13 protein-coding genes are annotated in these 13,862 nt (G+C 30.9%); 8 read left to right on the forward strand and 5 right to left on the reverse strand.

Translation table 11 applies throughout. The features are described 5' to 3' along the window. The first annotated feature begins 11 nt into the window (after nt 1-11). Nucleotides 12-1,895 carry an LTA synthase family protein gene (locus ABG79_RS00345; RefSeq protein WP_057975938.1) on the forward strand — a complete coding sequence of 628 codons (1,884 nt, stop codon included), beginning with the start codon at nt 12-14 and terminating at the stop codon, nt 1,893-1,895. Between the two features lie 123 nt (nt 1,896-2,018). Here ABG79_RS00345 and tyrS read toward each other — a convergent pair whose 3' ends face one another. Both tyrS and ABG79_RS00355 read right to left on the reverse strand, forming a co-directional pair. After that, nucleotides 2,019-3,236: a tyrosine--tRNA ligase gene (tyrS, locus tag ABG79_RS00350; RefSeq protein WP_057975940.1), complete on the reverse strand. Its 1,218-nt coding sequence runs from the start codon at nt 3,234-3,236 to the stop codon at nt 2,019-2,021. 59 nt (nt 3,237-3,295) lie between these two features. After that, a complete protein-coding gene (locus ABG79_RS00355) occupies nt 3,296-4,465 on the reverse strand; it encodes a cation diffusion facilitator family transporter (protein WP_057975942.1) in 1,170 nt (389 codons plus the stop codon). A 267-nt stretch (nt 4,466-4,732) separates the two neighbouring features. On the opposite strand from ABG79_RS00355, the gene ABG79_RS00360 reads away from it, so the two are divergent. Beyond that, the gene (locus ABG79_RS00360) at nt 4,733-6,142 is read left to right on the forward strand and encodes a DUF445 family protein (protein ID WP_057975944.1); all 1,410 of its coding nucleotides are present in this window, start codon (nt 4,733-4,735) and stop codon (nt 6,140-6,142) included. A gap of 11 nt (nt 6,143-6,153) precedes the next feature. Here ABG79_RS00360 and ABG79_RS00365 read toward each other — a convergent pair whose 3' ends face one another. The 3 genes from ABG79_RS00365 to ABG79_RS00375 are packed head-to-tail and all read right to left on the reverse strand — an operon-like array spanning nt 6,154 to nt 9,783. Beyond that, nucleotides 6,154-7,614 carry a spore germination protein gene (locus ABG79_RS00365; RefSeq protein ID WP_057975946.1) on the reverse strand — a complete coding sequence of 487 codons (1,461 nt, stop codon included), beginning with the start codon at nt 7,612-7,614 and terminating at the stop codon, nt 6,154-6,156. 11 nt (nt 7,615-7,625) lie between these two features. After that, on the reverse strand, nt 7,626-8,711 hold the full coding sequence (locus tag ABG79_RS00370; RefSeq protein WP_057975948.1) for a Ger(x)C family spore germination protein: 1,086 nt from the start codon (nt 8,709-8,711) through the stop codon (nt 7,626-7,628). After that, entirely contained in the window at nt 8,698-9,783 is a 1,086-nt protein-coding gene (locus ABG79_RS00375) for a GerAB/ArcD/ProY family transporter (protein WP_057975951.1), read from the reverse strand. The genes ABG79_RS00370 and ABG79_RS00375 overlap by 14 nt, the downstream gene beginning before the upstream one ends. Before the next feature lie 112 nt (nt 9,784-9,895). On the opposite strand from ABG79_RS00375, the gene ABG79_RS00380 reads away from it, so the two are divergent. The 6 genes from ABG79_RS00380 (at nt 9,896) to ABG79_RS00405 (ending at nt 13,861) form a co-directional block, all read left to right on the forward strand. After that, nucleotides 9,896-10,075, forward strand: a complete 180-nt coding sequence (locus ABG79_RS00380) for a hypothetical protein (protein WP_057975953.1) — start codon at nt 9,896-9,898, stop codon at nt 10,073-10,075. Nucleotides 10,076-10,269: 194 nt separating this feature from the next. Beyond that, on the forward strand, nt 10,270-10,845 hold the full coding sequence (locus tag ABG79_RS00385; RefSeq protein WP_057975955.1) for an anthranilate synthase component II: 576 nt from the start codon (nt 10,270-10,272) through the stop codon (nt 10,843-10,845). Then, complete coding sequence (gene pabB / locus ABG79_RS00390; RefSeq protein ID WP_057975957.1) at nt 10,838-12,169, forward strand: aminodeoxychorismate synthase component I; 1,332 nt, start codon at nt 10,838-10,840, stop codon at nt 12,167-12,169. Before ABG79_RS00385 ends, pabB begins: the two co-directional genes overlap by 8 nt. Nucleotides 12,170-12,196: 27 nt before the next feature. After that, nucleotides 12,197-12,955 (forward strand): aminotransferase class IV, encoded by a 759-nt coding sequence (locus ABG79_RS00395; RefSeq protein ID WP_057975959.1) that lies wholly within the window; start codon nt 12,197-12,199, stop codon nt 12,953-12,955. Nucleotides 12,956-13,024: 69 nt separating this feature from the next. Continuing rightward, a complete protein-coding gene (locus ABG79_RS00400) occupies nt 13,025-13,408 on the forward strand; it encodes a desulfoferrodoxin (protein WP_057975961.1) in 384 nt (127 codons plus the stop codon). Nucleotides 13,409-13,597: 189 nt separating this feature from the next. Beyond that, nucleotides 13,598-13,861, forward strand: coding sequence for an ArsR/SmtB family transcription factor (locus tag ABG79_RS00405; RefSeq protein ID WP_083490253.1), 264 nt, complete (start codon nt 13,598-13,600; stop codon nt 13,859-13,861). Nucleotide 13,862 lies beyond the last annotated feature (1 nt).

The raw sequence follows: 13,862 nt of genomic DNA on the forward strand, positions 1-13,862 counted from the left end.
AAGTGAAAGCAGTGGATACTATTAAGAATAGAATAAAAATAAGTTTAAAACTACTACCTGACGTTTACATTTTTATTGCTATCGTTTTTATTAAATTGATTTCTTTAAATATAGTTTTAAAAGTCCTAAATCAATCGACTATTTATTCAATTATAGGCATACTTGGTTCGGCATTTTTGTTTGCTTCTTTTTTATGTTTATTTAAATTTAGAGTTAGAATCATTGCATTTTATATAATCGATTTAATCATTAGTTTAGTAATTTTAACGGATGTAGTTTATAACAGGTATTTTCTTGATGTTACCTCTGCTGCATTGATTAAGCAGGCAGGTTTGGTAGGGGAAGTAAAGGACAGTGTCAACGCACTTTTTAAACCCTGGGATTTACTGTATTTTATAGATTTCATTGTTGTTGCAGTATTATACAAAAAGATAAAGGACAAAATTGTTGAAGACGAACTTAAATTAGCAAGAAGATTTACATCTTTTGCGCTTTTTATCATTTTTGCTTTTACATTTAACTATCAAAGCGTCAAGGCATTAGAAAAAAGACAACCTGGTATACTAAAGACTATGTATGACAAGAAATACATAGTGTCCAACATTGGAAGTATTAATTTTCATATTTTTGACCTATACAGCTATATAACAAGAAATGTTCTAAAAATAAAGGATATCGATGAAATAGAAGCTGAGAATACATTAAACTGGTTTGAAGAAAAAAATTCAAATAGAGCACTAAAATATTTTGGCCAATATAAGGGTAAGAACTTAATTGTTGTTCAATTAGAAGCTTTCCAGGGATTTGTTTTAAATAGAAAATTAAATGGGGTTGAGATAACACCGAATTTGAATAAATTAGCTAAAAACAGTTTGGTATTTGAAAACTATTACTATCAGACGGCATGGGGAGGGACTTCTGATGCAGAATTTTTGAGCAATGTTTCACTTCTTCCTGCACGAGAAGGCTCAGTTTATTATCAATATGCCGGCAATTTATATGATTCCCTTGCGAAAGAGTTAAAGGGACAAGGATACTTTACTTCTGTTATGCACGCAAACAGACCAGGATTCTGGAACAGAACAAATATGTATAAAGCATTAGGTTTTGATGATTATGAAAGCGAACAGAACTTTAACATAGATGAAATTCAAGGCATGGGTCTTAGCGATAAGTCGTTCTTCATTCAAGCAGTAGAAAAAATGAAGGGATTTAATAATCCTTTTTATAGCTTTTTAATAACGCTTTCAAGCCATTTTCCATACAAAGACTATCAAAATAAAATTGCTGATATAATGGACGTTGGAGAATTTGAGGGGGACACTGTTGGAGATTATTTGAAGGCTGTGAAATATACAGACGTTGCCATTGGGACCTTTATAGAGGAGCTTAAAAAATCAGGATTATGGGATAATTCAATAGTCGTATTTTATGGCGACCATGCTGCGATTCCGTATGAAAAGAAAAATAAACTTGCAAAACTTCTGTATGGTAAAAACGATTTGTCTACATTTGAATGGGTTACTAATCAAAAAGTAGTTATGATGATACATTTTCCAGATGAAAAGATAAAGGGAGTGGATAAATCAACGGCAGGTCAGATGGATTTGTATCCAACCCTTGCAAATTTATACGGACTTGAGCCTAAATATATGCTAGGAAGGGATTTGCTAAATAACAATGAAGGATTTATACTAACGAGAGATGGAAATTTTGCTGATAATAATTATGTTTACTTAAAAGCAGAAGATAAACTAGTTGAAATTAAATCAGGCAAAGAAGTTGATAAGTCAAAACATCAAGACCTCTTTGAAAGATATAAGACTTATACAGATAAATCAAATAAAATGATTGAGTATGATTTATTAAACTACAAGACAGATGATGAAAAATAAGAAATTGCTATATAGTGATAAATCAATTTGGCCCCTTGTATGGTTTTACTGAAATCATACAAGGGGCTTTAAATGTTTATATTTAAAACAATTTAACCTGAAAAGTCTTCTACAGCTTAAATTTTATAAAAGTTCTATTTTGTTGTAATTTTTCTTGCCACGTCTTACGAGTATATAGCCGTCCTTGAACATATCTTCAGTTAATACGGCATCAAAGTCGCTAATCTTTTCATCGTTTATATATAAACCACCCTGCTGAATCAACCTCTTTCCTTCGCTTTTTGAAGGAATAACCTTAGCCTCAACAAGGACGTCAAGAACTTTTGAGCCTAGACTATCTCTATTGATTGAAGCAGTAGGAACATTGCTCAAGTCTCCACCACCGCCAAATAGGGCTTCAGCGGCCTTCTGGGACTTTAATGCCTCTTCCTCGCCATGGATAAGTTTTGTTATTTCAAAAGCTAATACCTTTTTAGCTTCGTTTATTTCCTTATCCTTAAGCGAAGATAGTCTATTAACTTCGTCCATCGGAAGGAATGTTAGTAGCTTCAGGCACTTTTCAACGTCTGCATCATCGATGTTTCTCCAGTATTGATAGAAATCATATGGGGAAGTCTTTTCAGCATCAAGCCATAGTGCACCCTTTTCAGTTTTGCCCATCTTCTTTCCTTCTGAGTTGGTTAAAAGTGCAATTGTAAGGCCATATGCTTCCTTTGCTTCCTTTCTTCTAATAAGGTCAACGCCTGCTAATATGTTGGACCATTGGTCATTCCCACCGACTTCTAACTTACAGCCGTATCTTCTGTTTAATTCTAAAAAGTCGTAAGCCTGCATTAGCATATAGTTGAATTCAAGGAAAGATAATCCTCTTTCGAGCCTTTGTTTAAAGCATTCAGCGGTAAGCATTCTGTTGACTGAAAAATGAACGCCTATTTCTCTTAGAAAATCAATATAGTTAAGATTCCACAACCAATCTGCATTGTTAACTAAAATAGCTTTGCCATCAGAAAAGTCTATGAATTTTTCCATTTGCAATTTAATCCTATCAACGTTATGTTGTATGTCCTCTTTAGTTAACATTTTTCTCATATCCGTTTTACCTGATGGGTCTCCAACCATAGCAGTCCCACCGCCGATTAATACAATTGGTCTATGTCCTGCCCTTTGAAGATGGGACATAACCATTAGCTGAATAAAATGTCCAACGTGAAGGCTGTCTGCTGTAGGGTCGAATCCTATGTAAAATGTAACCTTTTCCTTATCAAGAAGCTCTTTTATTTCTTCCTCGTGTGAATATTGTTCTATAAACCCTCTTTCCTTTAAAACATCTAAAATCGACAATTCTTGTCCCTCCTTAGTTCATACTATGATGAATATTTTATCAAAGCAGATATCATTTTTCAATGCACTTGAATATAATCTCTGTCGACATGGATTATTACTTTGTAATGCGGGTGAACCTCATTGATTCGTTTTATAATATTTTTTACAATCCGTGATTCTTCAGTTTTCAATATTTTATATGAAATAACCATATCAAAAATAATGCTTTTATGGTCGTTATGGCCAATAATTCTAAAATCGTGCATCGATAGAACTTCAGGAAATTCTCCAAGTATTTTTATCACTTCATCTTTTGTCTGCATTATTTCTGTGTCATTTAAATTAACAGGGTCCATGTGAATAATTAAGCTAATATTCAGCTTCTTTGAAATTTCATTTTCAGCTCTATCTATTACTTCATGAAGCTGCATTATATCAATATTTGCAGGAACTTCTGCATGAATTGATACGATATGTGTTCCAAATCCATAGCTATGAACAATTACATCATGAACGCCTATAATATGCTCATACGTTAACAATTCATCTACTATTTCCTGAACAAACTCAGGGTCAGGCGCTTCTCCTAATAGAGGACTTATAGTTTCTTTTATAAGGTTGTATCCGGCATAGATAATAAACCCAGATACTAACAGGCCAATATAACCATCTATTGGAAGTTTTGAATATCTTGAAAAAAACAACCCAATTGCTACTGTGCTGGTTATTAATACGTCTGAATAACTATCAAAGGATGTAGCATCCAAAACATTAGAGCTAGTAAGTCTTGCAAGCTTTTTATTAAATCCCCCTAACCAAAGCTTAAAAGTGATTGAAAATAGTATTATTACAAATGAAGTAAGGCTGAAATTCAATTCCTGGGGATGCATAATTTTATCAAATGAAGACCTTAAGAATTCAAAACCTACGAGTATAACCATTATTGAAACAATAAGTCCTGCTATGTATTCACCCCTTCCGTGACCGAAGGGATGTTCCTTATCAGCGGGTTTGTCTGCAATTTTAAATCCTATTATAGTTATTAAAGATGAGCCTATATCGGACAAATTATTAAATGCATCTGCAAGAACAGCTATGCTGTTTGAAATAAGGCCTATAATTAGCTTTATTAGAAAAAGAATGAAATTTACAGATACCCCAACGTATCCACTTAAATAGCCTAATTTTTTTCTTTTCTCTTCGCTATTACTATTATTAATTTTTTTTATTAAAAATTCTGCAATCATTTGTATCATCTCCGTGCATCATTTTAGCTTAAAAATTTATAAAAATGTATCCTTGCTATTATTATATCCTTTTAAGGTTCATTTAAAAGTTAATGATAATAGACAATTTAATTATATTATAATCGAATCTAATATATATTCAAGCTTGAATAAAGTATAAACTTAAAGTATTGACCACACAAATTTTATTTTTATAAACTATTATGCTATAATATAGAAATGAGTTTTTGATGTTCACTATACGAAAATTGTCAGGGAGATGGTGACATGAAGATATTATTATCAATAATTATTGGTGCAACTATTGGATATATTACAAATTATATTGCAATAAAGATGCTTTTTAGACCTTTCAGGGAAATTAAAATCTGGGGAATAAAATTGCCTTTTACTCCTGGTCTAATTCCAAAGGAGAGGGGAAGAATTGCTAAAAGTGTGGGTGAAACGATAGGTACTCATCTTCTATCATCAGAAATTATAGCAGATGTTTTAAGAAGTGATAGAATAAACGAAGAAATAAAGAAATGGTTTAAAGGGAAATATATTGAAATTAAAACTAGTAATATAAAATTAGATGACTTTGCAAGAAAATATCTTAATGAGCAATACGACGAAGTCAAAATTAAAATTAAGAATCAATTTAAAAGAAGGATAAATTCTCTGTTAAATGACGGAAATTTTTTGGACACTTTAAAATTTATCCTGAGAGGTCAATTAGAAAAATTAGACATAGAGAAATTATTTAATTATCTATTTTCGAATGAAAAATTCATTGATCTCATTTATTCACTAATTGACAATACAATCTTTAGGATTTCAGCCAGCAAAAAGAAAATTAAAGATATAATACCTGAAAGAACATTAGATTATCTAAAGGAATCTGTAATTAACAATAAAGATGATATTGCTAATTACATACAGAGCAGTTTAAAAAGACCTTATATTAGAAATAAAGTAGTGATGTTTCTTAACGATATTATACAGCAGAATTTTGGAAAATTTATCTCTATGTTTATAAGTCCAGATTTTGTAGCTCAAAAAGTCATTGCATCAATAGAAGATTATTTAGAAAAAAAAGAGAATAAGATGGATTTAGCTATTATAATAAACAATTTTATTGATAACATTGCTGAAACAGATGTTAGTAGTTTAATGAACTTAATTTGGGATAAGAATGAATTTGTAAGAGAAGTATCTGAAAAATTGTTATTTGAATTAGAAAGAGAATCGAATTTATTAACCTTAGAGAGATTGACAAAAAAATACTTTAATGATGAAAATTCAATAAATTGTATATTTGAAAAATTTGATGAATTTAAGAAATCTGACAGTTTCGGTATTTTAATCGATTCTATAGTAGATAAATCATTAAATATTTTTCTAAATGCCAATTTGGATAAAATTTTAGAAGATATAAATCCAGAGGAACTTGAAACATTTTTTGATACTATAAAACGTGGACTAGAGGAATTATTGAAAAATAACATAGAGTATTTTATTGAATTATTGAATATTTCTAAAATCGTAGAAGACAGGATAAACAGTTTTGATGTTGAATTTGCAGAAAAGATAATTTTGGAAGTTGCAAGCAAGGAATTAAAGGCTATAACGTGGCTTGGTGCACTTTTAGGAGGATTAATTGGACTATTAAACCCTTTAATAGAACTTATTTTATAATAAAAGAGCCCTTATTTTGGGCTCTTTCTGCTAGGATGTAAACTTTTCGGCTCTATAAGTATATTCTTTAAAGGAGCACGTATAAAAGAATCAAGCAAATCAGTAAATCTAGAGGGAACAATAGGTGAAAAATAGGCTATTCCAAAGGATTCCATCTTTGTCAAATGAACAAGAAGAAAATAAAAACCTACAAGTAGACCATAAAATCCAAACATTTGGCCGAGAATGAGCATTGGAAATCTTATAAATCTTATGGTTAATGCCATCTGATAGCTTGGTATTATAAAAGTACAAATTACTGTTATTGCAACTATAAACAAAGTTACATAACTTACTAATCCTGCTCTGGTTGCAGATTCACCTATAACAATACCGCCAACAATGGCAAGTGTAGTGCCAATTGGATTTGGCAGTCTAAGTCCACCTTCTCTTAATATTTCTATTGCAACACCCATAGCAAGGATTTCTAGCAATGGAGGCAGTGGTATGTTCTGTCTTGATGAAATAATTAAACTCATGAGCTTGTAGGGAAAAAGTTCGGGATTATATATCAAAAGAACAAGGTAAATTGGCTCTAGTATCATTACAGTTAGTATAGCGATAAACCTCATTAGTCTAGAAAAATTAGCCAAAATAGTTCTTTCAGAATAATCTTCAAAGCCTTGAAAAAATTCAAAGAAAGTAGCAGGTGCAATAAGAGCAGTTGAGGATTCAGAAATAAAGATTGCAGCTTTTCCCTCAAGTAAATCAAAAACTACCTTATCAGGTCTTTCTGTGCTTTTAGTGATTGGGAAAAGATTATATGGTCTATTATCGATAAATTGTTCCAAAATACCTCCGGTTATAATTGCTGGAGCTTTTAATCCTGCAAGTCTGGATTTAATATTGGTTAAGACTAAAGGGTCTATTATGCCATCAATATAGGTTAGAGCAACTTCTGTTTTAAATTTATCTCCAATCATATATTTTTCTACCTTTAAATTAGGATTTTTAACTTTCCTCTGAAGCATTGTAATATTTAAATTTAAATTTTCAGTGAAGCTTTCCCTTAAACCATAAACAGATTTTTCTGTTGTTGATTCTTGAATTGAGCGGTATTTTTCACTTGCTGTATTGCAAATTACTGCGCTTTTGATGTTTTCTACTAAAACAACACATTTACCATTTAATAGCTCATAACAAATTTCGGGTATGGAATCGCTAACAGTTAAATCAGAAGCTAATATGCACTTTTTCACTAAATCATCTATTATATTTTGATTGTTTATTTTGCTTCCCTTTTGCATTAATGGTTTAATAACTATTTCCTCAACAATTCCTTTGTCAGCAATTCCAGAAATAAAGAGAACAAAGCAAGGAATGCTTCCTAATATGGTTACTTCTCTTTTAATAAAGTTCATATTAGATGGCACATTAGACGATATCAGATCGATGTTTGCGTAAACATCATTTATAAGTCTTTCGCTGGGCATGTAATCAGCTCCTATCTAAACAATCTACCTGTAGATAAAAATTTAATTTTTACTTCAACATTAATATTTGAATTTTGAAACTGCTTTTCAACTTCATCAGCTTTGTCTTTGCCAAGCTTTGCAAGGGCGTATTTTTGCAAATCATATATATCAATTCCATAATTAGACTGGTATTTTTTTATTACTTCCTCAAGCTGTTCTTTAAGCTTATTAGAGTATTTAGTTTGAAGCTCTTCTACTTGTTCTTTTGATAGCTCGTCAAATTCATCAGAATTTTCTTCTTTTATACTGGCATATATAAGCACATGAATAGTATAATTGACTTTGTCATCTTCTATATCAACCTTGACTTTTCTTCTGCTTGAGCAAAATAAATCGAAGGATTTAGAAGTTTCCTTAGGGAAAGAGAGATAACCTTTTGAATTATCATTTCTTAAAAGATTAACATATTTTGCATCCTCCTCAGGAATAACGAGTAACATTTTATCTTTTTCAAATACTGCTATTCCGCTTATTTTTACGGTGTCCTTGTATTTTTCAATGTAGGGAATCATAATTCTTCTTCCATCCTGAAAATACATATTAAAGAAATCTTTTATATTAGTATCTCTCTGTGTAAAGTTTGCCTCAAAGGAACTTCTTGCTAAATCCTCGATTTCCTCTGACATAGTTGTTGCATCCTTAGATTTCAAATTTAATATTTCTTCAGTCTTTTGTTTTGATACAACAACTGTTGTATTTAACTCTCTCTCCTGATCCCTTAAGAATACATCTATTATATCTTCAATTCCAAACTTGGCTCTTTTTTCACTTATTATTAGAAGCCTTATAGTGCCTGGTAAATGTCTTCGTTTTGTAATAAGAAGCCTTTTGTTATACATTTCAAAAATAGATTTGCCGGTAGTTGTTATAACTTCCTTTGAAGTTAAATCTCCCTGCTGAAAAACTAAAAATTCAAAGGAAGCTGATAAAGTTTCATTATCAGCTAAATCTTGACCAATACCTACTGTTATAGAGGTTCTTTCAATTGGAGCTCTATCATAGCATCCAGTAAAAAGGAAAGGAATTATTATAAGTAACAGATTAATTTTTTTCAACTTTGGCACCTCTCTTAAAAAAACTTAAGAATAATGTAATGGTAGTCCAAATAAGTATTATAACTACTAAAACAGGCATTGCCTTGTCTATAATATTACTTCTGTTATATTCAGGAACAAGCATCGTGCTAATAAATATAACTAATAATGATAAATAAAGACTACATCTTTGCAGAGGTATTTTTGTAATCTGAGACATAGTATAAGACATACCAAAATTTCCGACTGCAAGTGTTTGGAAGATTTTGTTCCCCCAAAGAAAAAGGAATAAAGGCTCAAAATTAGAAAGAACTGAAAGTTCAGCACCAGATACTAAATATAAAAGTGGATAATGAAGTTTTGAAGTTAATCTCCAGCCGCAATAATTGATTGTAAAAAGAACTGTTATAGTATAAAGTGCTATTGTAAAAATTGAACCTATTATACCAGATGATAAAACCTTTTTCGTATCGGTAACAAATGGGATGACCAAAAAACATATTTCAACTCCTGAATATGAAAAAAAAGTGCTTGGAACTGCTTTAAGTATGGAATTAAAACTGCTAAACAGTGGTAGTATATTTGTTGTGTCACCTTTATTTATAAAATATAAAGGGATTATTAGAATGAATATTGTCAAATAAAACATCAATTCAGCAAGCCTACCTACAGTAGTTAACCCCTGATTTACTGTAAAATAACTTAAAACAATTGTCAGTATAATTACAGTTAAGGGAGATAAAAATTTAACTGTTGAAAAAACAAGAACATTTGCAAACCCTGAAAGAACAAATGTTTCAAATAATATGAAGTTTACTAAAAAGAATATGACAAATATATAGGATAAGAATTTTCCGTAAATCCTTCTGTTTATTTCAAGGAATTCATTAAAGTATAAATTTTTGTATATTATAGAAGCAGCAATAGTAAGATAGAGAGGATAAATTCCACCAATTAAAACAGAAATCCAGCCAGATTGCTGAGCGTCTTTACAGACTCCTGACGCAAGTGATAGAATTCCAACTCCTATCATTGAGTTTTGAACAATAAACATATACTGGTTTTTTGTTATTTGGTTGTTATTCTTAAACATATAATCACCTAAACTTATTTTCTGCAAAATAAATGAAATTATAAGTAAAAAGTATAAGAACAGTTTAGAGTGAAAAAATAAGATTATGAATTATTAAAAAGGGAGGTATACTATGGCAAGCAACGAACAACTTAAGGCTGTTGCAAGAAGCTGCAGTTATTACAGAGTAGAAGGCATGCATAATTTATTAACATATCCTGAAAGAAGCTGTGAGAACTGCTTAAACTGGGATGGAAAGAAATGTAAGATAAATGTTTTTGATAACGTTTTGACGGGGTTAGACCAGACTTGATTTAATAACTAAACCCAAGGAAGTTTATATAATTGAACTTCTTTGGGTGTTTTTATTTATATTTATGTAGATAAATTAATTTAAAGTCTATTATTGGGATAAAGAAGTATAGTATAATATACTATAACAAGCATATGAAAACATTTTTATAATATTTATCAGTTCTATAAGAAAAAATATTTGAGAGGTGTATTATGGTTTTAATAATCGACAACTTCGATTCATTCACATATAATCTTTATCATTATTTTTTAATATTAGGTGAGGAAGTTTTAGTAAAGGGCAGGGATGAAATAACAATAGACGAAATCAAAATGTTAGACCCTGAATATATAGTTTTATCGCCAGGACCAGGGAGCCCACAGGAAGCAATGTTGCCATTAGAAGTTATAGATTGTTTTAAAGGGAAAAAACCTATTTTGGGTGTGTGTCTTGGACATCAATGCATTGGACATTATTTTGGAGGAAATATAATTAAGGGAAAGAATCCTGTTCACGGTAAGGTTCACGAAATACGACATAAAAATATTGGTGTATTCAGTGAACTTAAAAATCCTTTAAAGGTTACAAGGTATCACTCTTTAGTCATTTCAAAGGATAAATTGCCAGAAGATTTGGAAATAACGGCAGAAACCTTAGAAGGAGAGATTATGGGAGTAAGACATAAAAAGTATCTTATTGAAGGAGTTCAGTTCCACCCAGAAGCAATTTTAACTGAACATGGAATTGATATGTTAAGAAACTTTTTAAGGAGTGGCAAAAATGTTTAATGCAAAACTAAATTACATTGTTGATGCTTTTTCAGCCTTCAATGAAATAAAAAAAGGATATTCAATGCTTTTAGATAGCAGATTTAAAGTAAGGGACAATGGAGATTATTCTATTATAGTTTTTAATCCAAAGGCTACAATAAAATATATAAATGGAAAAGTAATTGTTGAGGATAAAGGAAAAATATATGAAAGAGTAGAAAATTTTTTGTCCGTTCTTGATGAGTATCTTGAAAAGTATAAAAAAACGGAGTGTGAAACGATTTTTAATGGAGGGTTTGTAGGTTACTTTTCTTACGATTTTGGAATGGAATTGATGAATGTTGAACTTAATAATATAAAAAAATCTAAAATTCCTGATGCCTTTTTTGGATACTACGACGAATATGTAGTTATAGACCATAGGGAAGGCTGCATGCATGTCTGTGCAGAAAATGAAGAAATAATTGACATACTTGAATATTTAAAGGATAAGGAATATATTCCAAATAAAGTAGATGAAATGCAATTGAATACCAATTTTACTAAGGAAGATTATAAAGAAGGAGTAGAGAAGGTTAGGGAATATATAAGGCAGGGAGAAGTTTATCAGGTAAATATTTCTCAGCAGTTTTATTCCAGTGGTATTGTAAATCCTTATGATGCCTATGCAATTTTAAGAAATAAAAATTATGGACCATATAATGCTTTTTTGGAGGTGGACGGTGGGTATATATTATCGACGTCACCAGAGCAATTTATAAGAAAAAGAGGGAACTTTATCACAACAAGACCTATTAAGGGAACAACTAAAAAAAGCAACAATAAAGAAGAAAATGAAAGGCTAAAAACATTGCTTCTTAAAAGCGAAAAGATTAAATCGGAATTATTGATGATTATAGATTTGGAAAGAAATGATCTATCTAAAATATGCATCCCTGGAACAGTGAATGTTGTTGATTTGTTTGAAGTGGAGGAATATGCTACTGTAAATCACCTTGTTTCAACTATACAGGGAAAGCTTTTAGAAAATATAAAATTTAGCGATATTATAAAAGCTATGTTCCCAGGAGGTTCAATAACCGGCGCTCCAAAACTACGTTCCATGCAGGTTATTGAGGAAATTGAAAACATGGCACGAGGAATATATACCGGGTCTATTGGTTACATCTCGAACAACGGTAATTTTGATTTTAATATTGCCATAAGAACAGTTGTAATTGATGATGATGGAATCCGTTATAACGTAGGTGGTGGAATTGTATGGGATTCCGACCCCGAGGATGAATATGAAGAAACGCTTCACAAGGGGAGAGCTTTATATAATACATTTACGGGAAAATAACCTGTTATATATAAAGGGGAGTTAAAATTGAGCAAAATATATTTTGACAACCAAATAAGTTTCGGATTACTTCCATTTGAAACTGTTTATTTTGACGAAAAAGGTCCCCACTTTTTATTAGAGCATTATAATCGATTAAGAAGGGCGCACAAAATTTTGAAAATGGAATTTGATTTAAAATTTGAGCAATTTAATAACACAATATTAAACGAAATATATAAAGTGGGTAGAGAATATGGAGTTCTAAAAGTAATTTATTATAATCATAATATATATGTTCAATTTAGGGAATTTAATTATGCTCAAAAGCATATTGACAAAGGCATTATATTACATAAATCAAGAAGTATAAAGGACAGTAAGAACATATTAAATTATTTAAAAACATTTAATTATGGTTTAAATATAATAGAGGATAATAGAGCAAAGGGAAGGGGTTATGATTCTGCGATTTTTTTAAATGAAAAGGGGTTTGTATGTGAGACAACCTATGCAAATATTTTTTTTGTTAAGAATGGAAAAATATTTACTCCCCACGTAAGTTGCGGAATATTAAAGGGAATAATGAGAGATAATGTAATTAGAAAATTGAAGAATAATAGATACAATGTAATTAAAGGATTTATCAAATATGAAGAATTAAATGAATTTGATGAGTGCTTTATATCAAATTCTGTCATGGGCATACTGCCTGTCAGCAGAATAGGAAATATATCTTTTAATAAAAGAAATGTTTTTGAAATATTATCTAATGAGGATATATTTATGAGAAAATGGATAAAATAGGCTTGAAAATTGTTTATCATATGCTAAAATATTATTAAAGGAAAATAATTTTCCAAAGGAGGTTGTGGTATGGCAAAGGTTAAGGAAGTTTACAAATGTGAAATCTGCGGAAACATAGTTGAGGTATTACATGGTTCGGGAGGACAGCTTGTGTGCTGTGGCAAGCCGATGAACCTTGTGACTGAAAACACAGTAGAAGCTTCTACAGAAAAGCATATCCCTGTTATTGAAAAGGTTGATGGCGGTGTTTTAGTTAAGGTTGGAAGCATCGAACATCCAATGGAGGAAAAGCACTACATTGAATGGATTGAACTTCATGTGGATGACAAAATTTATAGAAGATACTTAAATCCAGGTGATAAGCCTGAAGCATTCTTCCCAGTTCAGGGCGAAAACATGTATGCAAGAGAGTATTGCAATCTGCACGGACTTTGGAAGAGCATAATGGGATAGAAAAATATATAATTTTTTAAGCCCTACAGGAATTTCGATTGAAGTTCCTGTAGGGCTTTTTACATGTTAAAAAATAAACTTTTAACTGATATTGAAATATTTTTCAGTATATTGTAATATTATAATATAAGAATACAATAAGGGGGTATAGGTATTATAAACGATAGAAAAATACAGAAGATTTCAGAGATGTTTAAAATACTTGGTAACCCAATTCGGGTATCTATTTTGTCTTGTTTACTTAAGGGTGATTCAAACGTCACAAGGATTCAAAAATGCCTGGATTTGCCGCAATCAACTGTTTCACAGCAACTTGGTATATTAAAAAACGCTGGTATTATTGAGGGAAACAGACATGGATTAGAAATTATTTATTCGATTGTAGATGTAAAAACCATTGAAACATTGAAATTATTTCTTGCGGATAGTTTAGAAAAGGAGGGGATATCCTAGC

This window comes from Caloramator mitchellensis, assembly GCF_001440545.1.
Taxonomy (GTDB): domain Bacteria; phylum Bacillota; class Clostridia; order Clostridiales; family Caloramatoraceae; genus Caloramator; species Caloramator mitchellensis.

Bases quoted from the DNA above. Each gene is read 5' to 3' on its own strand.
- ABG79_RS00365 (WP_057975946.1), bottom strand. From the start codon at position 7,614: ATGCCCAGCGAAAGACTTATAAATGATGTTTACGCAAACATCGATCTG.
- ABG79_RS00375 (WP_057975951.1), bottom strand. From the start codon at position 9,783: ATGTTTAAGAATAACAACCAAATAACAAAAAACCAGTATATGTTTATT.
- ABG79_RS00360 (WP_057975944.1), top strand. From the start codon at position 4,733: ATGAAGATATTATTATCAATAATTATTGGTGCAACTATTGGATATATT.
- ABG79_RS00355 (WP_057975942.1), bottom strand. From the start codon at position 4,465: ATGATTGCAGAATTTTTAATAAAAAAAATTAATAATAGTAATAGCGAA.
- pabB (WP_057975957.1), top strand. From the start codon at position 10,838: ATGTTTAATGCAAAACTAAATTACATTGTTGATGCTTTTTCAGCCTTC.
- ABG79_RS00400 (WP_057975961.1), top strand. From the start codon at position 13,025: ATGGCAAAGGTTAAGGAAGTTTACAAATGTGAAATCTGCGGAAACATA.
- ABG79_RS00380 (WP_057975953.1), top strand. From the start codon at position 9,896: ATGGCAAGCAACGAACAACTTAAGGCTGTTGCAAGAAGCTGCAGTTAT.
- ABG79_RS00405 (WP_083490253.1), top strand. From the start codon at position 13,598: ATGTTTAAAATACTTGGTAACCCAATTCGGGTATCTATTTTGTCTTGT.
- ABG79_RS00385 (WP_057975955.1), top strand. From the start codon at position 10,270: ATGGTTTTAATAATCGACAACTTCGATTCATTCACATATAATCTTTAT.